A 22,570-nucleotide genomic window follows, 5' to 3' on the forward strand; every position below is an offset into this window, starting at 1 on the left:
AGACCACGATCTACTTGGGCTGTAGCGATTTATCGAGCCAAATATGCGGAACAAGTGCGCAAGAAGTTGCGCACTTTCAAAAAAGGCCACCCCAACACATCAACGGATGAAATATTGATGGTGCGAGGGCATAACTGAATCGCTCTTGGTTTCGTAGACACCTCCAAGCCCAGTAAACCAATTACAGGGATGCAAATATTAGGTCGAGCACAGCCGATCGGAGTTGCTGTTCTCGACCGAGAGCGGATTAGCTGGTCCTTGATGAGCCCTGCCCCCTCCCGCCAGATCCGATGAGGAGTTACACTGAAAGTCATCGACGACCACCCTGCTCCGCCTCAGAGATCGCCAATCTCGATCGCCCGCATATCCCACGCTACGGGGGGCAAAACTGGGGGCATATTTTAGTTTTTCCGCCATGAAAATACTGCGCTAGAGCCTAGTCAAAATGTTCTTTGGCGACCCTGAGAGTCTTTAGGCGTCGTCTGGCAGGCTGTTCGGCTGATCATTTCTGCCTTTCCACAAACCATGGAGCTCCATTCACTTCCGGTGGATTGCTACATTGGGGGCACATCTGAGGGCATGCTTTGGATGGTTTGAAAAGGATGCCCCCAACCGGAGATGCTCAGCGCTTTCGGCAAAGTGCCTAATCGAGGATGGCAAGCTGATCAGCGGGCAGAATCCGGCGAGCTCTGAAGCTGTGTCGAAAGCACTGGTCGCCCAGCTCAAATAATCTCTGTGTCAGCCTAGATTCGTGAAAAGTTCAGGCGCGGCAAAGCACCACCACCCATGATTGCGATCACGCAAAGCACACTGCTTTCATGACAGGCTTTGTGCTCCCCTCCCTTTAGCCCCACATTGGCATAGGTCAAGCGCGCTGCAGAGCTGCTCGTGTAGCATAGGATGACACATCCAAAAATCGAAATTCCAAGAGGCTAATGTGAAAATCTATACAGCCAGGACGCTCGTAGAATTCGTAGGCATCATTGATAGCTTAAAACCTGAAGAACCTAATTCACTGTGGTTCCGCGGCCAATCGAGTGCCAGTCACCGGCTCATACCTGGGGCACTGCGAAATATCCATCAGTCTCACGACCACCTTGGCCAAGAGGTTGACGACACGGCAGTAAGATTCAGCAGTGGAGGAGTCTTCTCTGGCCCGAACTCCGAAAAAATGCTTCAGGACTTCAAACAGCTAGGCAGACCATTTCTGGAGCAGCAACCCACGAACGAATTCGAGTGGATGTTTATCGCTCAGCATCACGGCTTGCCGACGAGACTGCTCGACTGGTCTACCAATGCCCTAGTGGCATTGTATTTTGCAGCCCAGGGCGCTCAAGTGCGCGAAGGCGATGGAAAGCCTGAGTGCGAGCGATTTGAGGACGATAACTTCAGTGCGGAAGGCTTCGCGGTATTTGCCATTGAACCAACGAAGATCAATGAACAAACGATTCTGCAGTCCAAGACGATTGATATCGCTTCACACGCAGAAAGCTGGGACAAATACATCGATCCCTTCACAAAAGATATAACCACGCTGCCGGTATGTATCACCGCCCCCCACATGACAACGCGAATCCGGGCCCAGAGCGGTACATTCACACTTCATGGTGCGCAGATCGCACCACTTGACTACTACAACGCTTTACAAGACCTCATCTCAAAGATTTTCATCCCGTACACGTCTACCACAGCGATCCTGGCCAGCTTGGGAAAATTAGGCATCAACGAAAGCTTCATCTATCCCAGTCTTGATTCGATCGCCAAAGACGTCGCAAAGACGGCCAATCAGACATACGCCAGTACACGAAGCAGAAAGTCAGATAAACGATCCGCTCGTTGATCCTGAGTCTGCGTTAGGTACTGCTGGTAGAATCTGGCGCAATACCTGCCTACCAATTTTGACGATTGGCGGCGTTCCATGGCAGCCAGCCTGCCACGGTACCCCGCCAGTCTGGGCCAGCAGCACTGTTCATCGCGGAGTACCTGCACCATGCTCGATCCTTCCCCTGCTGACTCTCTGAGAAACCTCAAGGTTTCCTTTCTGGGTGGCGGCAACATGGCTTGTGCGCTCATTTCAGGGTTGATTGCTGGCGGAGTAAGTCCGACCCAACGTATGTGTGCGGTCTAAGGAAAGCATGGTGCGTCTGTGTGTTGCCTACGGTGTAAACACCCAGAGGGTGCTGGATCAGGCTTTCGCTCAGAACGACGTCCTGGTCTTGGCTGTAAGAGCCTCAACAATTGCGTGCTGTTCTACCCCAACTCACCCCATTGCCCGGCAACAATCTGATCATCAGTTTGCTCGCTGGTGTGCGGCTGGGGACTCTGGAGCGCATGCGCCCTTCCGAGTCCACTCCGAGCGATCGGCAGACACATGGGTAGATCCTTAGATTACGTTTGAGCATCGCCATCTTCATGCTGTAGGCGTACGCACTACCAAGTCCCGGAAAGTCGATGGCCATGGAAGTTTGGAACATCCGTACCGAGGAAGTGCCTGCAGTAACTAATCCGAACGCACCCTCAGAGAGGGTGTCGTTCTTCCAAGCAGAGGAACCTGCTAGACGCCTGCCTCTAAACCTGAGTAAATCGGCAGGTCAACGCCTGAGCCATCGGGCTCAGGTACAACATCGCCGGGCAACGGCCCTCAAGGGTGCAGGGCATCAGGGAGGATGTGGTCATGGATCGGACACTGCTGGACGTGCTCAGGCAGGTCGAACAGGGGGAAAATGATTTTTCACCTGCTGATCACACCCGAGAAGCGCTGCAAGCCTTTCAGGGGGCGGCCAAGGCACTCGACTATGCCTGCAAAAAGGGCTTGATCAAGAAACAGCTGCCGCACATGGAGTCGTTGGGTGGTGATCTGCTTTGCAGTCAGGTCACCGTCATCGGTGGGCTCACTTATGAAGGCGAGCAGTTGTTGCGAGAAGCCATCGGACAGTTGGAACCCGTCGATTACCATCTGGGCGAACTGCTAGGTCGTTTAGGGGATGAACACCTTGATACGCTGTGGGCGAAAGCACTCAACCGTCATCCCAACGACCCAGCCGGCGCCCTGACAGCCGCAAGAAGCTTCTGGGAGGCGACCCAAAAATGGATTTTGATCCAGCATGGGAATGACCGCCACCTACAAGGAGATCAGTTGTTCAAGGCAACCTGCAAAGTCCTGCGGTTAGACCAGCGCCCTCCGAAGGTGCAACAAGCCGTCCAGGACATGGCCACCCTGATGAAAACTGTTGGGGATTTACGCAATGAGTTTGGTGACGCGCATGGTCGTGGAAGTGCTGCCTACAATCTCAGTGAAAGCGTGGCCACCATGTGCGTGAATTTGGCCGGTACAGCCTGCCTATTTTTACTACAGCAACATCTTGCGGTTTATCCGCCAACCGCAGGCACGAGTTCGGCATAGGGCATCGACATAAGCTGCCTCAGCCATCTCCAGCCAGCAGATAGGATGCTCATTCGAGTCGGATGCTGAAGCACTCTCTAGGCACGGGAGAATCTCGACGAAACCGAACGGCCCGAGCATCACAGCCCCAGGTCTGCACTGATGTGGTCGTCCACCATGGCGTCCGTGAGGTGCCCGTCGAAGATCAATTTCCGACGCAAAGCGTAGAAAAGATGCCACCGCAATTCCGGGCGAATCTCTACACCCTCACCCCGATCATCCATGTGACGGACTGGCTCACCGTTCGCCCGAACGTTCAATACATCGTCCATCCTGGCGGCACTGATCACGTGGACAACGCTCTGGTCGCTGGCATCAAGCTAGAGACCAAATTCTGATTAACGCTCGCTCTGGTGTGGGTTTTGGGCAGCTTTGCTGCCCTTTTTTTATGGGTGAAATTTGCTGCCAACGATGGGCTAAAGAAGGGGCTTGATGGTACTGCGGCCCAGGCGGCCATCAATGTGGCAACCGGTAGGATTGTTTTGGATTGGCAGACGAGACCACCGCTCACAGATATTGAGCCAGCCCTACAACAGCTTCTGCTGGACGGTCAGGTCTGCTTTAGACTCAGAGGTAGCGTCGACCTTGTGAGTGCCGCCGGAGACCTCTGATATTTGACCTCTCTGATCGGGGCTCCCTGGCTCAGATCTTCCCCCATCGTCTTCGCTTTGAGGATCGGACTGGTCGTGACGAATTCCTTCAGCCGGCGCAGCACTTGAATGAAGGTCATCAGGGCTGCTTTTGGACAGGTCGTCGCCCTTAAGCATCAGGGATGCTTGCTCCCCCCCCTCCTCGCCATCAAGTGCCATTTCCTCTTCCGCCTCAAGCACGCCTACAGACGCGGAGACCAGTCGGGGATAGTCTTCCCTTGCCCGCAACACGATTACTTTTGAAAGCTTACTTAGGTGACACTTGAGCAAATTGGCACGGTCGATGTCTGCGTGCGAATTCGCAATCATCAGATTCGCCTGGATCTTCGGTTCATTGGCCAGCTCGTCTGTAGCAGTTGGGTATGGCACAGCCAACCAACGCTCGTAGTCCAGCGCAGCTCTGGAGGCGTGGAGACTGCCTCCCTTGAGGTCAGATTGAATCATCACGACGCCCTGGGCTAGGCCAGCTTGTGTGCGATCACGCTTTACGAACTGGGTGGGCAATGCTCCCTGTCCAAATCGGTACTCGGAAACTAAAGCGCCTCCGCTATTCAAGATTTCTTCGGCCAGCTTTCGATGCTGCGACGGAGCAACGGTCTGCAACCCGTGAGCCAGCACCGCGACGGTGTGTCCCCCAGCCGCGATGGCCGCTCGATGAGCTATCCCGTCACATCCCAGAGCCAGCCCACTCACTACGCTCCAACGCTGGCCACAAAAGAATTCGGTGATTCGGTGAGTGATCATCTCGCCATGTTTCGTAGGCTGTCGGGTGCCAATGATCGCTACGGACTTTTCAGGGGTTTTGAATAGAGTGCCTTTGACAAAAAGGATAAAGGGATCGTCTTTGGTGGCGGAAAGCAAAGCTGGATAGCCTTCATCCAGAGCACTGATGATGTACGCGCCTGCCTTCTCAGACGCTTCGCGCTGCTTGTGTGCAAGCTCTTGAGCCAGCTCCCATGCACTGGGGTCAGCAACCGCCTTGGCTATAGCAGGTATTCTCTGCGACAGCTCAATGATTGGAGCAGACTCCAAGCCATGAGATACAACCCGTCGAAGGGTTGCAGGGCCCACCCCGGACAACATGGATAAGGCGAGCATTTTTTGGGTTGAAGGCGAAATCGTGATCATTGAGTATTGATGGCCTTTGTCAGCGAAAGGCAAGTAACCTGCCTGGCCCCGGCTGCCATTAAATATTTCCTAGCGTAAATGAGTGAAGCCCCTGTGGTGGCGACGTCATCAATGACTACCACATGCTTATTCTCGTAGCCAGATCCTGCTATGACCTCCAAGTGATTCCTAACGTTCTCAATCCTCTGCTCCTTGCTCAGGCCCTCGCCATGGTGAGAGAGCACTCCCTCGCGATACCGCATGAGGTCAGGGGTGAACGACACCCCAGCATTCACAAGTGCTCTCTGAGCATGGACGGTCGATAGCTGGGTCAGCATGGCCTCCAAGCGCCTGGTTCTGCCCGGCTTTGCGGGTACAACGGTCACTACGAGAGAGCTACCAAAGGTGAGATGCGGGTTTCTCCGCACCAAATTCTGGAGGAAAGCGCCTATGGCCGCTACCCAATAATTAGGAACGACCAAGGCATTCTTCATGGCATGGATATCATTGGTGACTTGGTGCCAATTCGCACGATGCTGCGCCTGGGTAGAGAAATGCCGTCCTAGGTAATGGATGTCATGCTTCTCTCGCTCGTGATCGAAAGCGCCGAATTTCTCGATGCGCGCGAAAGGATGGCGGTTCGGAATGGGGGCACACGCGGTCTGCTGCAGCCTCTCTGCCACGGGCAGGTAAGACATGTGGGAGTCGAGCGTGGTCTGTAAATCGGCAGCGCTACTAATGATTGCGTCAGGCATTCTTTCCAAAGCCTTCCAATCATCTCTGCGACGCGGGGCTGGCGTTCTTGGCCAAGTGGTGGTGTCAAGAATGACTTGGCAACCTGAATCGTAGGCGGCTCGTATATCCACGGGTGAATCCCCCACCATCCAAACGGTACTGGGATCGGGAATATTGAACCTTACCATAGCCCTACGAATACCCTCTCCGCTTGGCTTGGGTTGAGGAGTGTCCTCGAACGCCAGGAGGAAGTCCCAAGCCAGCCCGGGATAGGCAAGATCCAGCAGGGTTTCGGCGTAATGCCTTGGCGACCTCGTAAAAACACCAATCCGGACGCCAGGGTATCTTGCACGCAGGATTATGATGGCGAAAGCAGAATAGACAACTCGGCCAGGATCTTGGCGGTAAGCGGCGCGTAGATCATCCACGTACTGCTGCGACTGCCTGCCCAGAAACTGCTGACCACGAAATCTCTGCTCCAGGTCACCGGTACGGATCAGCGTGTCATCCAGATCAAAAATCAAAAGCTGTACCGCCATGCTGTCGTCCTTGATACGTTGCGATTTCAAGACAACTAACACGGATAAAAAGCGCCAGCAACATCAATTTGCCACTAATTCGTCCAGTTAATAATTCGGGGAGCCCTTCTAGAACGGGAAACGCCTTGAGCGCCCCTTTTAACACTCAGCATCGCAGACAACGCGCACGGACATGCGAGAGCTTGAGCCACTGGTGAAGGCGCACTGCAAGGGAATGGACATGCTCCAACGGTCGACAGGAACGTTGCACGTTGGGAGGTGAATAGCGGCGTTAGAAGGATGGCAGTGCAAGTCTGCTGGGGATGGCAAGCGATCGAGCTCAGGGCAAGCTTTTCGCTGATGAGAGGGTATCCGGGCAATGGCTGACCCTGGTCGGTATCGGCTTCAGTAGCCTGGTCGGGGGCTATATCTCAGATAATTTCGGTCGAAAGAAAGCGCTGATTGCGGCGCTGATTAACTTTGGCATATTCACCGCGGCTCTGTCTGTCGTACCGAATTTCGCGTGCTTCCTTATGCTTCGATTCCTCGCCGGCGTTGGCCTGGGGTCGGTGTGGAGTGTGGTTTCCGCCTATATCGTCGAAACATGGCCAGTCGAGAGTAGAGGCCGTGCTGCCGCCTTCGTGATCAGCGCATTTCCAGCCGAGGGTGCTGTAGCGGCACTGGTCTCTGGTTACTTCTTGCCTGACTGGCGACTCATGTTTTTGGTGGCCGGCATCGCTGTGCTGCTGCCCGTTTCAATCATCCTGTTCACTTTCAAAGAGTCCGCGACCTGGGCAGAACAGAAAGCACAGCATGCATCTAACACAGTGGTTGTGCGGGACGTCTTTGCCTGGCCACTGCGTCGTACCACCATTTTAGGGACGCTCATGGTAGCGTTCGCGCTGACCGGGTACTGGGGCGCGATGACCTGGTTACCGACCTACCTAGCCGTGGAGCGGGGATTGTCTTCATCTTCCGTGGCCTACTTCGTTACTATCCTCAACATCGGGATGTTTGTCGGCTACAACGGGTTCGGCTTCTTGGCTGATCACATTGGCCGTCGTCGCACCATCATCATCACGCTTCTGGGGCTAGCGGCAGTGATGCCGATCTACGCCATCACCAGTAACCACAATGCGTTACTGTGGCTTGGGCCATTGTTCGGCCTCTTCACCGCGTTCTTTGGTCTCTTTGGTTCCTACCTCAGCGAGCTTTTCCCTACCCGGGGTACGCTCCACCGGCGCCGGCTTCTGCTTCAATGTCGGGCGGGGAATAGTCGCGATGTCGCCGTTCCTGCTCGCGGGAATCTCGGGTGCCATTGGCTTCAGTGGCGGCCTGATCGTATGCGCCTGCTTCTTTGCCTTGGCTGCAGGCGTTGCACTCGTTCTACCCAAGAGCGGTGCGCATGCAGATCAGATTGAGGGGGCTCCTACGCAGGCCTCCCCCGCCGTCACCCGCTCCCAGCGTGCGTGAATCGAACGCAGGGGTGCCGTGGAGGTCGAGCCCCTCTGATAGAACAGGATTGTCTTGGTTGCTCAACCAATCAGGCCTGATTTGAAATCCAAGCGCTGCAGCGCGCGAAAGGATTGGTTGATACCAGTTCTTTCGCGCACAAGCAGATTGACGCCCGTCAGCCGGTGTAGAAATGAAGCGTGTCCCATCGATGCTTGGCAGCAAGCGTCCAATCATGTCACCTCCCCTCCCGAAAATTCTTGTCGACCTGACATAGTTCCACCCATGGACAATGGAACCGGACATCCGTTTAGGTGGGAACGATCTCCAATGAGAGGCGATATCGGAAGGATCAGCGTGGTGCATAAAACTGCCAAGGCCAATGATGGCTCAGCGACCCATCGCAGACTGGCCATCGACGGTAACCTCGCCCTTATCTCAACACGAACGGCACAAGGCCTATCCACACGAAATTTTTTGAGGCTATAATCTCGTTATTCGAAACCAGAGAATCACTCAATGATTGAACCCCGCAGCCTTACCATTCCCAAGTTGCTGATCCAGCACGTCCCGCGCGACCTGATCATGGGCGTTGAAGACGCCTGCGAGGTCGGTGCAGTTCGCGCCCATGAAGCGACAAAGGACATGGACGAGAACCATCGTAAGAATGCGTTGGGCCAGATGCGGGCGTTTTTCATGAATGAAGCGTTTGACGAGACCCTGCGCGCCGCGGATGCCGTCCACACCCCGCTCAAAGGCAACAGCGTTGTCGTGGGGCATGCTGGAATTTTCAAATTCAGCCGGGTGAACATGTCCTCGGAGACCTGGAACAACTGTGGTCGCAGCGCGATCCGCCGTCAGCTTGCCGAGGCCAATCAGTCGATTACCCAACTGGTGCAGCCTTCGCTTTTTGCTGCGGAACCTATCACCACCGCTACGTTCTTCTTCGTAGCGTGCTTCAGCGGCTCGTTGACCAACCAACCTGAACGGCCACTGGAAATACACATCGCAGTGCCAGACACCAAAATGAAGGGCTGGCTTTTCCGTGAGCCATTGGGCCGGTTCCTGGCTCGCTACGACGAGGCGCCTCAGTTGCAAGTCGACCTGGCAACGCCGAAGCTCAAGAAAGGCCTACTCGAAACAGGACAGCAGACAGCATCATGAGTCGTGGAATTACAGGGTTTGAGCCGGGGCGGCTGATACAAGCGCTTTCGGCACGCGGCCTTTCTCAAGTTGCCCTGGCCAGTATGGTCGGGGTTTCACCTGCTACCGTGAGCAAGTGGAAAAATGGCCAGCAATCCCCTGAAGCTGAGGCGTTGACGAGCCTCTCCCAGGTCATCAATGTGGCCCCGGAGTGGTTCACTCGCCCCTTACCAGAGAAGTGCTCACTCCCACTGTTCAGGAGCAACGCCTCGGCGCATTCCGACGCTCGAAAAATGCTCGAAGCCCGGTTGGAGTGGGCCCAAGACATCGCGCTGGCCCTCAGCGAATTCGTGGATTTTCCTGACGTGAATTTGCCTGTGCGCTCATTCACTGATCCGGAGCAGATCACGAGCGCGGATATCGAGGAAGCTGCAGATGAATGCCGCGCGCTGTGGAATCTGGGGCGACGCGCTATCCCAGATCTGGCCATGGCAGTTGAAGGCGCTGGGGTAATTCTCGTTCGTGAAGAAACAGGCATCGCGACAATCGAAGGCCTTTCTTCCTGGAGCCAGGCTTTGGATCGCCCGATGATATTGCTGTCAGCGGACAAGCAAAATGGCTTCCGTAGCCGTTTCGACTTGGCTCATGAGTTGGGTCACCTGATCCTGCACAAAGGCATCGAGCGCTCGACCGACCCTGTTCGACACAAGATGATGGAAGACCAGGCTCACCGATTTGCGGGTGCATTCCTGCTCCCGGCTGAAACCTTTGCCGCCGATGTGCGAAGCCCGGTCACGCTGGACAGCCTGCTGTTGCTAAAGCAACGATGGGGCGTATCCGTTGCCGCCATGTTCATGCGCCTTTGGGCCTTGAAGATCATCGACGACGAAACCAAGAGTTTGCTCTTCAAGCGCCGCTCTGCTCGTTGGGGCGTCAAGGCTGAACCGGGTGATGATGGCCGTGCACCGGAGCAAACTCGACTCCTCAAGCGCACCATTGAGCTATTGGCGTCATCAGGAGTTATGCCCGTCGATGCGGTATCTAGCTACATTGGCTTGTCGGCAACTGATATCGAGATGCTTAGCGGCTTGCCTCTGCGCTACCTCAGCGGCAACGCTGCTGTGGTGCATCTGGCCAAGCTCAAAAATGTTGATGCTCCCCATGCCAAGCCTGCGAGCGAACCAGGGGTTGTAGTTCCGTTCACCCGGGGTCGCTGACCCTGGGGCCGAGGTGATCAGCCTCTGATCAGAAGTGCCAATACCGACTGAAGGCCCTTTGCAGGAGAATGCACCCGGTACTCTTCTGCCCTCTGACAGCGGGCCGGGCTCATGTGGTTCAAGTAATTTGAATTAATGGTTGCTTCAGACTGAATGCCGTCCTCGGATCAAACTGTTTCACGATTGATGTGGCCAACATCACCCTTATATCACTTACGGACTGAATGACCGGAACGCGGTTAAATTTACGCAAGGAAAAAGCATGCTTTTGTACAAGTATCGATCCGCAATGGGGAGCGCTGACAACGACAACACACGCCGAATTTTTTCGTCGTCTAGTTTGTATTACGCCAAGGCCTCAACCTTCAACGACCCCTTCGACGCACAAGTCAATGTAGAGCCTAACTCGTCCCGAGCAGAGGCCATAGACCGACACTGGTTAATATTGCGCGAGCGAGCCCGTAAAAGGGGCGGCTTTATCGACAGCGTTCAAGGTACACACTCGAATGCGAAATTCAACATCGAGCGCATATACGACAAGGTATTGAACGACACCCATATTGATCACGACCGATACTACCGGGACATGATCGACTCATTCGGAATAGTGTCGTTAGCGGAAAATCCCGACAATCTTCTGCTCTGGGCTCACTACGCCTCCAACCACTATGGAATGTGCTTGGGATTCGAGTGGGACGAGACAGGCCTACCACCGGCTGAAGAGGTCATCTACCAGAATCGCTATCGCACGCTCGAATACTATTCACACACTGAAGCTGAATTCGCGGCGATTTCTCTTTTGCAGAAGTCGTCTGACTGGGCATATGAGCGCGAGTGGCGTTCGGTGGCTAAACCCGAAATGGAGTACAACAGCAGCTTTGCGCCTGATGAACACTACGAACGAGAACTAGAGGTGCTTAGGTCGAATCCAAGCCAGTCACCCTACTACTCCGAAGAGCAACTCAAAGAAAAATACACATTCCTAGTGGGTAATGTGACGATTGAAGGTTCTGGGTCCAAGGTTTTCAACCAAAGTGCTCTTAAGGAAGTCGTGTTTGGCATGCGCATGAGTCAATCCGACGTGAAAGACCACATCAACGCAATTGAAACCTATGGGTTCAAGCCAAAATTTTTCCAGGCTCGCAAGAATCCGAAGCGGTACCAGGTGGATATCCACGAACTCTAAGGCGTCGCCCTTCTTGGGTGTTGTGCCGATCAAGGGGTGAACCTTCGCCCACCATGAAAGACCGTAGCGCTGGGTTTTGGTCATGGACACTCAGCGCGCTGGCCAAATCCAGTGCAAACGACTCGTCAGGTTGAATGCAATTGAGAGGTCGTTGGCGATGCAAACGGTTGCTCAAGTGGAATGCAATCACGCACTCCGCGGTTGATGCCAAGGAACGCAGGAAGAACACGTCATGTCATTCAATTACCCAACCCTTGATGAAGCCCAGGAAAAGCGGATTGCTGCTGTCCATGGCGGCTTCCTGTATCAACATCTATTCGCGGTAGCGTGCCTGCTCAAAGCCAAGGCATCAAACGTCCTGAGTGTGGTGATCGAGCGAGATGAGGACGTCGAAATCGTGCTCGCAGATACCCGGATTTATGTCCAGGTTAAAACTCGCAGCGATCCCCTTATCCCGAGCGACCTCGGCACCGCTCTAGATCGGTTTCAGCTACTCCGCGAGCAGCACGAGCAAGGCCTTCGACACGGCACTCCTCTTTTCGTGGTTGCCTCTAACCAGTCCCCAGGCCCGAAACTCGGCACCCAAATAAAGCATGGTGAATTGGGTGATGATGTGCAATTCATCCATCCGGGCGAGACGCTCCCTGCGGAGTTTGCGTGCCTACCGAGTTGCTGGACTGATCTGAGTCGCGCGGTGGCCGACTGTGTGAAGCTGGCAGAGACGATTCCTCATGGGGCATTGGTACCCGAATCGCTGGTATGGAAACTGGCGGGAAAGGTGCAAGCCGCCGCCACTGGGCACCAGAATCTAGGTGGTTACACCTTCCACTCAGAATCGCTGCCTGCCCTGTTCGAGCAGCTACTGACGCAGTTGCAAAGATTGCCGGCGCTTCAAACCCACTATCTCCCGCAGATTGACGAGCCTGCACTCATCAACGGTGAGCGCATTCGGATCATCTGCGGCTTCTCCGGTGCGGGCAAAACATCCTGGTGCGCTCAGGCCGCAATGCACACCCCGGAACCGTGCATCTACTTCGATGCACGTGAGACCGCGGGCCCAGCGTTCGCAAGATCCCTGGTGAGGGAGATCGCCGGCGGACTAGTCGACAAGCCTCATGAAATTGGCGAACTCTTCGCCCCAGGCGCATCTGGCATCGACGCGATGACAGCGCTGGGTCGTCACTTGGAGATCCAAGGCATAGAGCCACTGGTGATCGTCGATAACGCTCATGAAATTCCTGCGGCAGACCTACAGGCCGTGTTCGGTTGTACCACGCATATGCGCTTCATCCTCCTGTGCCAACCCGTCGGATCGATTCAGGAAGTGGAGCAACTGACGGGGGTGCGTCGGGAGGTGCTTCAGGGGTGGAGCCTGGACTCCGTGGCGGCAGAGGCCTCTCGCCTGGGTGCCAGGGGTAACGTTGAGACCTTGGAAAGGCTGCGCGTACTGACTGCCGGCATGCCTCTGTATCTCCAAAGCGCCACCAGACTCGCAGCCAAAGACTATGCGGGGGATCTATCCGCGCTTTGTACCGCGCTGGAGCAACAAGCCACGCTGGAGACGACCGCACAGGAACTCATTCTTGCCAAGGTGTACCAGGGGCTCCCAGAAACGAGCCTGCACATCGTTACCCTTCTGAGCATGGTCGATGTCGCCATTACTCAAAACGAGCTGCAGAGCTTGATGGCAGCTTACGCAACAACACCTACTGCTGGGGTTAATCAGGCCATCCGAGCACTTCGTGCGCTTGGCGTCCTGGAGGTGCAAGGCAGCCTCGAAATCAAACTCCACGATGCTATGCGATTGGTTGGAGCAGGCGGGTTGCACGCCGTGGCAGACCCACGCTTGCTGGCAACCAAGGTGGTGCTCAAAGATCTGCTTCTGACCTCCCTGAAGCAAACGCGTAGCCATCATAAGCTCAGGCTGCTCATCAAGACGTTGATCGATCTTGAAGACAGCGAGTTTCTCATTGAGCTGGCCGGGGAAGAGCTACTCCAGGAGACGGGGCTATCGTCGCTGCTCATTGATTATCTCGAAAAGGCGTCCACCTCATCTGATCTTGATGCCGAGACTAGATTTTGGGCGTTTGACTCTCTCCTCTTCATTACGAATCGAACAGAGAACCCGGAACAGAAATCGATCTATCTGTCCTCAATGGCCCAATTGGTTGCCAACCATCAGCTGTCAGATCGGGCATTGCTTTCCTACCATCAAAAGGAAATGGAGTGGCAAGGCTTACAGCAGAACGCCAAAGGTGTTCATGACGCTATCGAACTCATCAAGAAATTACCCGCTCTGTCTCAAGATCAGCGTCGTACTTTGGATTACTGCAGTGCAGTGGCGCTATGGCGAGTCCATCAATACAGGGCAGCCGAAGTATTGATCGAGAAAGTCATCAATGAACATCTCAAGCTGCTCCACATGAATGAGCAGTGGATCCATGGGCGCACGACTAACTCAGTCATCGAACACCTCCGCGAGGTATCTGCAGATGCAACATTGGTAACCCACCTTGCGAACGCCTACGAAGTCAAAGCACTCCTACTAAAGAAACGAGGGGTGAACCCACAGCTCTATCGTCTGTATGCATGGAAATTTTTTGTGTGTACGCAGTCATTCAGCTCAGTGGTGAGGACTGGCCTGGACGCTGCTCAGGACATGATGGATATGCGTGACTTTCAAGCTGCGCGGACAATGGTGGGCACCAACATTATCCCTCTCATCAAGCAAGCACATTTACTAGGTGAGCTCTCCAGTGCTCGCAGTTTCTACGCTGTGATCTTGGCCTACTGCAGAGACTTTGAATCCGCCGACCGCGAGATGGCATCAATCGCACCGTTTCGCGCAGGGTTCACAGATGCCCAACGCCATGAGTTTGACTCCCAGCTGAGCTTGATCGAAGACATTCGAGCGGGTCGAGTAAGGTAGCCCTGAAAACATTGATGCCCTTCCGCTTGGGGGGCATTCCACCCGCAGAGCCTCGGACGTTCAGAAGAAATAGCTGTCTCCTTACCCACAACCAAGCCGCCACTCTCAATGCATGGACTGACAGACACTGAAAGCGGGGACGTAGGCGTCCGACTCAGGCACCTTCCAAACCGAACGACTTGGTGACCTGACTTGCTCCTAAAACATTGCCGTGTTAACCATTTTTTTAGACTGTAAACCTACGTCGTTTACACCACAAAAAACCAGTTAACACGTTTTCTGACATGCGTGCTTGCCGATACGAAACGAGCCGACAACTAAATTAAGCTTTCTCAGAAGGTCTGAGGCAATCGCTTTCAATCACTTACCCCCGCACATTTCCCAGCGGACTGTCAGCAGATAGTGCCTCGCGTTTCGGACAGCAGAGCCCTCATCCACGAGCTCTCGCCGTCCCCTACCCTCAACCGTTCCTCAGCACTTCTAGACCCCGATCCATTGCCAGAGCAGCCGTTACAATTGTGTTGACCGCGGCTCGATCAAACTCATGATCTTGCTGCGAGTCGTGCGTTCCGCTGTTCAGATAACTCCATTCAATGGAGGCCCCATTGACGTGAAGCAGAGCCTCAAGCCCAGCAAGAAAGTCCTGAAGGCCTTGGGCAGGATTCGGAATCCGACCAAGCGCAGCTCGAAGCTTGAGACATTTGTTGTTCAATTCCCATTTGGCTCGGGGGCCGCCAAGCTTGAGCTCTAATCGTCCATCCTGACGTTTCCCAAACCATGTCCATGCACGATCCGTCAAACTCTCAATTGCCGCCCTTGAGTGGCGCAATGCATCGCGCTTCTCTTCGGCTTGCAACGCCGCATTGGCAAGCAAAACGTAATTCTTTGTAGGTGGGTCGGTGTCGATGCGTAGATGGTGCTCGCCATGGTGGGGAAGGAAGCGGTACCGACGAATCTGCGCTGCCCGCTGGGCGCCAATCTCCTGCTGGATTCGGTGCAAAAATTCCTCGGCATGCGAGGTGAGGATGACCTGCTTGGCATCGAGCAGACCACTCTCAAAGAAGGTACGCCAGATGCCATCTCGATGCTCATCATCAATCGCGTTGACGACATCGTCGAAGATCACGATTGGGCAGTCCTCTGCGAGATTTTTCGCCAGAAGAATCGCCAGACCCAGGCATCGGATATGTCCCTCGCTCAAGATCAGCAAGGCGTCATAGCGTTCACCTGGCTGACCTACGAATTCAATTTCGATTTTCCCGTTTTCAGCCAATGGCAGCCATAGCGCATTGATCTGAGCTGGCCGTGGATCTTCCCGGTTGAACAGGTTGTAGAGATCCCGAGCACTGTCACCCAGCCCCTGCAGCAATTGAGCAGGCAATGCGGCCAGGTACGCCTGCAGCTGGAGCAGATAGGCATCGTAGGCAACCTTGATCCGCCTATTGTGCTCAAGCGTCAGCGCCTCGCGCCCCACCTCTTCGATCAATTGCTGATTATCAGTCTCGAATTGGGTGATCGTTGCTTGCGCCTGAGTAAACTCTTGAAGTGCTTGAAAGCGCATCACCCTGCAGCGCTCGATGTCACCTCTGAACCCATCGAGCGTCTGACGTTGCTGTGCAAAGGTTTGTCTTTGCTCGACGACCTGACGGCTAGCAGCATCCGCCTGCTCAATGAGAATCATAAGTTGCACCAGCGCTTGCCATGCCCTCTCATTGTCATTCATCCAGGGCTGCAGCCACTGACCGACAGAAGTGGGAGGAAGTGCGGGCAATTGTGCTGCCTGAAATTCGTTTGGGCATACCTGTGACGCGACATCGCACACCCTCCGCATTTCGATGAGCAGCGACCGCAACGCTTCGTTGCAGTTATTGGTGGCGTCCACTGACCGCTGCTGCAAAGTTCTGAGCTCGGCGAGTTGCGCCAAGCCCGTTCGCGCGCGTTCAAATGGATCGTAAGCGACCCGATCCAGCGGCGTACCACACGCCGGGCAGGCCGCTGCACCCTCTGCCAGCTGCAGAAGGGAGTCGTAGAGGTTGGAAAACGAAACGTCCGCCGCTCTGGCACTGAGCGCCTGCTGCGCTGCCTGGCTTGCCCCATGCCACTCAAAGACCTGCGCGCGCAGTTGCCATAGGTTTGCCACAGTGCACCCATGGATTATGGGTAACGGTGACTCCAAGACACCTTGCAAATACGCCAATTGGCCCTGCCTCTCCTGTGTGCCAAAAATCCAGTCGACGCAGCCTTGATAAGTGCTTCCCGGATAAATTCTGGCGGCCAACGCCTCCTCTTCCTGAACAATCCCTACGAGCCGTTGTTGATAGGCATCCAAGGTCTGCTGAGAGGCGGCAACCTGGTTGCGCCTTCCCTCCAATTGAAGTGCTTTCATGCTGGAAATACTAAGGTTTTCATCCAGCGTGGCATTGAAGCCCCGGACAAATTCGCTGAACTGGTCGACGCCAAACAAGGTCGCGATCAATTGGCGCTGATCACCTGGAGTTCTTGCGGCGATGCGACCGAAGTCATCGAGCCGGTTTTTCTCCACGAAGCAGAAACGAAAGCTCTCTTCGTTTGCCTGCACCTGAGCCGCGGGAGCACCATTTAGCGAACCCATCAACCGCGGCGCTACATGACGTCCTAAGCGTGCGTTATTACAGTAGGCGCGATTATCAAATCGCTTGGCCTCTGCCTCACTGATCGAGCCGAGCATGGCCATTTCGAGCGCTTCGAAAAAGCTGCTTTTCCCTGTCCCGTTCGGCCCGTAGATCAAGGTGATATCACGGCTCAAGTCGAATGATTCGGCCTGCATGAAACCTCGAAACGGGCCGACCTCCAATCGATCCAGGCGCAAATGACTGCCAGCGGCTTGAGCAAGCTGAGTGGCCCCAGGTAGCTCTGCAGGCGTTTGAGCAAGCTGCTGAAGCGCGAGAGGAGCCAGCCTCGTAGAGCGCCCCCGTCTTTGGGTACCCACCTCCGCCAGAGTGTGAAGATTTGCCATGATCAGGTTCGCCATGCGCCGGACGTCATCGTGCACTGGCTGGCCGGCCAGATAGACCAAAAACCGCTGATATTCCGCCTGTAAACTCGACATGACCGCTCCCTATGTTGATCAAGTAACCGCACCCCCTCTTTGGGGAGCTCGGCAAAGAGCGTAGTCGGAAAATGCGGACTGCCAAGTCAGCGCGCTCACTTCCTGGCCGAAGAGGGACTGGCCGAGCATCGCGGGCAGCGCGTTATACTGAGAAGAGGAAAAGCAAAAGTGTACAGTTAGCGTCGCAGAGCATCACGAGGCTCAGGATGCTCGCACAGCGGCTCTGTCGTCCATCCGAGCTTGCTGATAGATCAGGCCCGTTCATTCAGTCTGAGATGCAAGCGGTTGAATATCTGATCGGACGTCCCTAGGTTTCGCCAGCCTCGAAAACGTTGGCACACCGTTGACCACGGACCGAGGCGATCTGGCATTTCTTACAACGAAGCCCCCGAGGGGCACCGATTGGGTTTCTCAGGATTTCGTGCAGAGGGCTAGGCACCATGCCCGGCACTCTTTTCATTTGAACTTTCAACAAGCTCCCCAAGGGTTGGCAATGCCATCATTACGCTTAAACGATGTCAGAGTCGTATCGTTGCCTCGGTGCCCTTTCGCAATGCATTGCCACCAAATTTCTTAACAGTTCGTTAGTACTGGATAATCATGTCCCTAAAATATTGATGATTCGTTATCTTGTGACTGAACAGGCAATCCACAAACTCTCCATACCCCATCCCAATCTCATTCACCATTTCACTAATAACAAATTTGTGCCTAAACCCATCATAAATTTCCTGATGTAGAGTCACAAAAAATTCTTGAAAATTTATATTTTGATAACACTCAGACAGGACACCCGACTCATAATGATACATTCTTTTAGATGCACCATAGTCGTACTTAAATAAACCGTCCAACCTTTCAAGCACCACATTCTCCATGTGTATCAGCTCATCTCTAGACACATCATGATTGCATTTAAAAGCACAGAACAAATAGTAATTAGGATTTGCTGAACTGTACGACCTAGAGCCTAAATCCCCCATAGTTATACCTATCTTGGCGAAGCGGTCATTACCTGCATCGGCCCCTAGATACAGCCATTTATCCACTGACGTAAAGTTCATCATTGTCTGCGTATAGACATGATCAAGCTTGTAGTCATCAAACGAAATCGATTCATCCCAAGGAAGCTTGTCTTTTCTCAAAATACCACCCAGTTCATTAACGAAAAAAACTTTAGTAGCCATTCCGACATACGAAGATTTTGTCGCCTACCCTGATCAAACTCTCAGGCGTTTCCAAGATCCCCAATCAGATGGGTTTGAGGTTCATCTTGGCTTCAAAAATCAGCAGATCGCTTTCCTCGTTGTTGATCATCATGTTGACTAGGCGAGGGCTCACTTCGATCTCGCCGCCGAGCGTCGAACGCACAGTTTCGGGGTACCGTTCGAGCATCAAATCTACCAGGCCATGGCTGTAGCCATCGCGGATGAGCTTGATCTTGGTGTCATCCGCGGTACCGTATTTGATGAGTTTGTAGAACCCTGGATCCAGGGCATCTACCCCATTCAGTACCTCGACGAACTTGAAAATCTTGTTGTCGAAGAAATCGTCCTCGTCCTTGAGACGGACGATTGCCAGGTTAATACGCTCGCCGTCATCCTTTTGGGAGATCCTTACCCAGTTCTCGTATTTGCTGTCGCGATATTTGGTATCACCCCATTTACCCACGAACACGTGATCGCTATGGCTAGTCTCGACCAGCTTTTTCCAGTACGCGAGCGTCTGTCGGATCGTCTGCTTGACGCTGAGTTTCTTCAGCTTCCAATCCAGGATCATGGCGTAGAAATTCCGGGCAGGCTCTTGCTTGAGACGCACCAGGTCGCTGTACTCTCGGCTGTTGTCGAAGTGATCGACGAACGATTTGGAGATCGCCAGCATCAGCCTGTCAACGGTGTTGATGACGCCGTTCGCCTCGATGCCTCGCCTGATCTTCCGTTCAATAGCCTCCTCCTCTGAGAACACGTCAATTTCACTGACACTGTTCGCGATGAGGAGCTTGCCCACCTGAGTGGTAACGTACCGACACTCTCGATCTTTAACCACGCCAGGATGCAGATTCTCAAGACGAGCCACGGCGTCGTCGTAGAGAACCGACACCTTCCCATCGATGATCTTGGTGGCTTCAAGCAGAACGTTGCTGACAGTGTCCTTGACCACCTTTGAGACGTTGACGGATTTATCGTAAAAAGTCGCAAGTGCTGCACTGTCGCGTGTGTAGCCATTTACGCCCAACAGGTAGATGCTGGATTCCAGCTTTCTCAACGCAGCCTTAGCTCCAGGCGCGAAGACCTCACTGAACCGGTTGACGCGTCCGACCAGGTTCTTGAATTGAGATGGCGTCAGCTTTTGCTTCCCTTTGAAAAAGTCAAAGACGAAGAGTCGTTCGATCGGCAGGTTCACCCCTTCCAGAAGCGTGGAGTTGCAAACCAGAAACCTCATCTGCTTGGAGCTGCTGAACAGGTTCTCCAAGTAAAGACGGATAGTGTCAGGGATCGAACCATGGTGGTACATAACCCCTTTGCGCAGGCAGCCGATCAGTTTGTAGCGTCGGTCAAAAAGCTCTTCTAGCTCGGCACAAGCCGTCTGGATCAGCGGACAATCTACGGGCGACAGCACGGCTGCCAGTTCAACCGCAAATGACTCAATGCTTTTCTTCCTGTTGCCGTAAACGATGTTTTTGGACAGTGCTTCGCCTTTGATGAGCTCGAAGCAGTTTGCATACCTCCGATCGAACTCTATCCAGTCGTTCAGGAAATGGTCATAGAGCTTGAGCTTCGTCTGGTCCCTCCCTGCCCTGAAATCCTTGATGTAGAAGCGCTCAGACTTGATGTACTCGTCGATCTTGAATCCGCTCGGGATCATGTCCAGGAAGCGCACACGGACATTGAGTTCATCGCACAGGAAGGGAGTCAGGAACTTGAACGATGTTTCCGGGTTACGAGCCCCCAGGATGCACAGCATGGCAGCCAGTAACTCACTTCTGCGGTCGCTCTGCAGCAGGTTGTGGGCCTCGTCGACGAAGACCATATCGAAGCTCAGCCCGGCGTTCTCGTTCAAGAGCCTGTTGAGCCGCTCCTGGGTCAGGACAAATGCCCTGTTCTTTCGCTCAACCGAATACATCTCGGGGTGGGTCACCACCTTGCCCAACCCCTCAATGTCCGCGTAGATCAACCGCTTTTTCGTCTGGGCCAGCAGAGCCTTAGAGGGCACGAGGATCAGGATCCGCTGCCCTGGATTTTCCCTCACCGATTGGATGATGAGCTCAGATTTACCGTAACTGGTCGGAGCAACCACGACTGACGACTTACGGTACTCCGACTGAACAAATGTCCGCAGGGCATCCTGTTGCTCAGTCAGCACGATGCCTTGATCACGGAAGGTATCGATGTAGCTGCCCACGATGTTTCGGATGAACGACTCGCTGCGGTGATCACCCTCGGAAAAGTAGCTGCTGATTACTGCTGAGACAGGGTGCAGGCCACTGTTGAGTGCTACATCGTACAGCGCCTGGTACTGACCCGAAGCGTTACCGTAAAACAGGATAATGCGGTAGCCGAGACGCCGAATTTCAAGGGTCTTGTGGTTAAGGAGCAGCACGGCGATAGCCAAAAGTTTCACAATCTCTGTGTTACCCAGTTCGTCTCCCTTGAGGAGTTGGAAATACAGATCCTTGAACTTGGTGTTGCCCAGTTTCCTGATAGTCAGCTCTTCCATGCTACTGCTCCGCCTCCTGCCTCAAGAACTCTTCCAGCTTTTCCATGGTGCCTTTGTGGAGCGACAGCACCCACACCGTTTTGAACACAGCGTCAGCTACCAGCTTGGTGGTGAAATTTGACACGGTATTTTCGGCGATAGCCTGGGACACTTCGCTGAACAGGGCAGAGACCAGAAACACATTGTTGTCCGAAGCACTCGCCACGTCTTCTTCAGCCAAATCACCTTCCATCTCCAAGATCTCAATAACTGAGTCCCGGTAATTTGCTTTGTTGTGGATCGCATTTTTCGCGGCATTGATCGCGTTGAGCCAGTGATTGAGCTCCGGCTCAGCCAAACGCCTCTTGAGGTCATCCCGAGCCAAACGCAATTGCGCACTTGTGGCCGAGCAAGACGTCTTGTCTGCCCCTCTACCGCCCGACTTTACCTCGGTGATCCAGACGTTGTTGGTTGAGGTCTCGTATAGGAGGAGATCGAAGCCCTTCCGGATGCTCTTCTCTTCCATATTGAAGAACGGGGAGACCACATCGAAGTCGGGGAAGAGCTTCAGAATGATGACGTGAGACAGGAGCTCACCCAGCATACCAATCCGGGTTTCCCACGGTTTCTTGGAATAGCGCTCGTTCCAGAAGTGCTTAATCGTCGCTGGGTATTTGTAGATCGCCCTGTCCTTGCTGGCCTGATCAGCACCATGGCAGATACGGGTGAGGTTTTCCCTCAGCGCGAGCTTAAGCTCATCAGAAAAATTCTCGACACAACACAAGGCATACTGGTCTACCTGCTTGAAGCTCACGCCATCCATAACACTTCCTACAAACACTAAACCGCAGAATCCTCTTGCGGTTGCTGCGCGCGATCAATCATCCCGCCCTGATTAAGGGTAGGCACCAGCTGAGCAGCTGTGCGCGCGAGTGAGATCTAGTCAGGGATGACCGATAGCGGCACTGTGCCAGCGTTACCGCAAGTTAGCGTGATTGACGGGACCGGTAAACAAGATCGAAGACAATTTTTGGTGCAAATCGTCGGAGTTCGCGTAACAGCTGTATAAATATCCAATTGTTCGTAGGCCAATCCAGCGTCGGACTGAAAGATACGCAGCACTGTAGACAGCCCCATCCAACGCCGCTGGTCATTCCCGACTGAGAGGTAGGCAGTGTGAGCTCCTCCCCCGCACTTATGAACTACTGAAAGCCATCTGAATCCATCTGGCTCTGCTGGAAATCGCCACTCACGAACTTGATGCACTGGGGGCAAAATTGGGGGCACATTTGAATTTTTTCCGCCTAAAAATACCGTCCTAGAGCCTAGTCAAAATGTTTTTTGGCGACCCTGAGAGTCTCTAAGCATCGTCACGAAGCCAGTTCATCCTGATCACTTCTGCTTTTT

13 protein-coding genes and 2 pseudogenes are annotated in these 22,570 nt (G+C 54.0%); 8 read left to right on the forward strand and 7 right to left on the reverse strand.

Going from position 1 to position 22,570, the window contains the following annotated elements:
- The first annotated feature begins 937 nt into the window (after positions 1–937).
- From AC1MEW_RS21245 to AC1MEW_RS21255, 3 genes and pseudogenes are all read left to right on the forward strand, one after another.
- On the forward strand, positions 938–1,840 hold the full coding sequence (locus AC1MEW_RS21245) for an FRG domain-containing protein (RefSeq protein ID WP_223451506.1): 903 nt from the start codon (positions 938–940) through the stop codon (positions 1,838–1,840).
- 834 nt (positions 1,841–2,674) lie between these two features.
- Positions 2,675–3,403, forward strand: coding sequence for an abortive infection family protein (locus AC1MEW_RS21250; protein WP_480423548.1), 729 nt, complete (start codon positions 2,675–2,677; stop codon positions 3,401–3,403).
- 257 nt (positions 3,404–3,660) lie between these two features.
- Positions 3,661–3,780: pseudogene (locus AC1MEW_RS21255) on the forward strand (carbohydrate porin); the annotation flags it as partial.
- 189 nt (positions 3,781–3,969) lie between these two features.
- Here the strand turns inward: AC1MEW_RS21255 and AC1MEW_RS21260 are convergent.
- Positions 3,970–5,253, reverse strand: a complete 1,284-nt coding sequence (locus AC1MEW_RS21260; protein ID WP_480423549.1) for a DNA-processing protein DprA — start codon at positions 5,251–5,253, stop codon at positions 3,970–3,972.
- Positions 5,217–6,473 carry an HAD family hydrolase gene (locus tag AC1MEW_RS21265; RefSeq protein ID WP_223451518.1) on the reverse strand — a complete coding sequence of 419 codons (1,257 nt, stop codon included), beginning with the start codon at positions 6,471–6,473 and terminating at the stop codon, positions 5,217–5,219. Before AC1MEW_RS21265 ends, AC1MEW_RS21260 begins: the two co-directional genes overlap by 37 nt.
- A gap of 302 nt (positions 6,474–6,775) precedes the next feature.
- On the opposite strand from AC1MEW_RS21265, the gene AC1MEW_RS21270 reads away from it, so the two are divergent.
- The 5 genes from AC1MEW_RS21270 to AC1MEW_RS21290 all read left to right on the forward strand — a co-directional run bounded on the left by AC1MEW_RS21270 (position 6,776) and on the right by AC1MEW_RS21290 (position 14,379).
- Entirely contained in the window at positions 6,776–7,873 is a 1,098-nt protein-coding gene (locus AC1MEW_RS21270) for an MFS transporter (RefSeq protein ID WP_480423551.1), read from the forward strand.
- 550 nt (positions 7,874–8,423) lie between these two features.
- Positions 8,424–9,068, forward strand: a complete 645-nt coding sequence (locus tag AC1MEW_RS21275) for a hypothetical protein (protein ID WP_223451522.1) — start codon at positions 8,424–8,426, stop codon at positions 9,066–9,068.
- The gene (locus AC1MEW_RS21280) at positions 9,065–10,264 is read left to right on the forward strand and encodes an XRE family transcriptional regulator (protein WP_480423553.1); all 1,200 of its coding nucleotides are present in this window, start codon (positions 9,065–9,067) and stop codon (positions 10,262–10,264) included. Before AC1MEW_RS21275 ends, AC1MEW_RS21280 begins: the two co-directional genes overlap by 4 nt.
- 262 nt (positions 10,265–10,526) lie before the next feature.
- Positions 10,527–11,450: a DUF2971 domain-containing protein gene (locus AC1MEW_RS21285; protein WP_463953824.1), complete on the forward strand. Its 924-nt coding sequence runs from the start codon at positions 10,527–10,529 to the stop codon at positions 11,448–11,450.
- 232 nt (positions 11,451–11,682) lie between these two features.
- Positions 11,683–14,379, forward strand: coding sequence for an ATP-binding protein (locus tag AC1MEW_RS21290; protein WP_480423554.1), 2,697 nt, complete (start codon positions 11,683–11,685; stop codon positions 14,377–14,379).
- Between the two features lie 460 nt (positions 14,380–14,839).
- Here AC1MEW_RS21290 and AC1MEW_RS21295 read toward each other — a convergent pair whose 3' ends face one another.
- From AC1MEW_RS21295 to AC1MEW_RS21315, 5 genes and pseudogenes are all read right to left on the reverse strand, one after another.
- Positions 14,840–17,467, reverse strand: coding sequence for an AAA family ATPase (locus AC1MEW_RS21295; protein ID WP_480423555.1), 2,628 nt, complete (start codon positions 17,465–17,467; stop codon positions 14,840–14,842).
- A 263-nt stretch (positions 17,468–17,730) separates the two neighbouring features.
- A pseudogene (locus AC1MEW_RS21300) lies at positions 17,731–17,841 on the reverse strand (IS5/IS1182 family transposase); the annotation flags it as partial.
- Between the two features lie 210 nt (positions 17,842–18,051).
- Positions 18,052–18,654 carry a hypothetical protein gene (locus tag AC1MEW_RS21305; RefSeq protein ID WP_223451535.1) on the reverse strand — a complete coding sequence of 201 codons (603 nt, stop codon included), beginning with the start codon at positions 18,652–18,654 and terminating at the stop codon, positions 18,052–18,054.
- Positions 18,655–18,718: 64 nt separating this feature from the next.
- Positions 18,719–21,184, reverse strand: coding sequence for a DEAD/DEAH box helicase (locus tag AC1MEW_RS21310; protein WP_161428771.1), 2,466 nt, complete (start codon positions 21,182–21,184; stop codon positions 18,719–18,721).
- Position 21,185: 1 nt separating this feature from the next.
- Complete coding sequence (locus tag AC1MEW_RS21315) at positions 21,186–21,986, reverse strand: Hachiman antiphage defense system protein HamA (RefSeq protein ID WP_161428770.1); 801 nt, start codon at positions 21,984–21,986, stop codon at positions 21,186–21,188.
- Positions 21,987–22,570: the final 584 nt, after the last annotated feature.

It is taken from the genome of Pseudomonas sp. ASL4, from assembly GCF_056680395.1.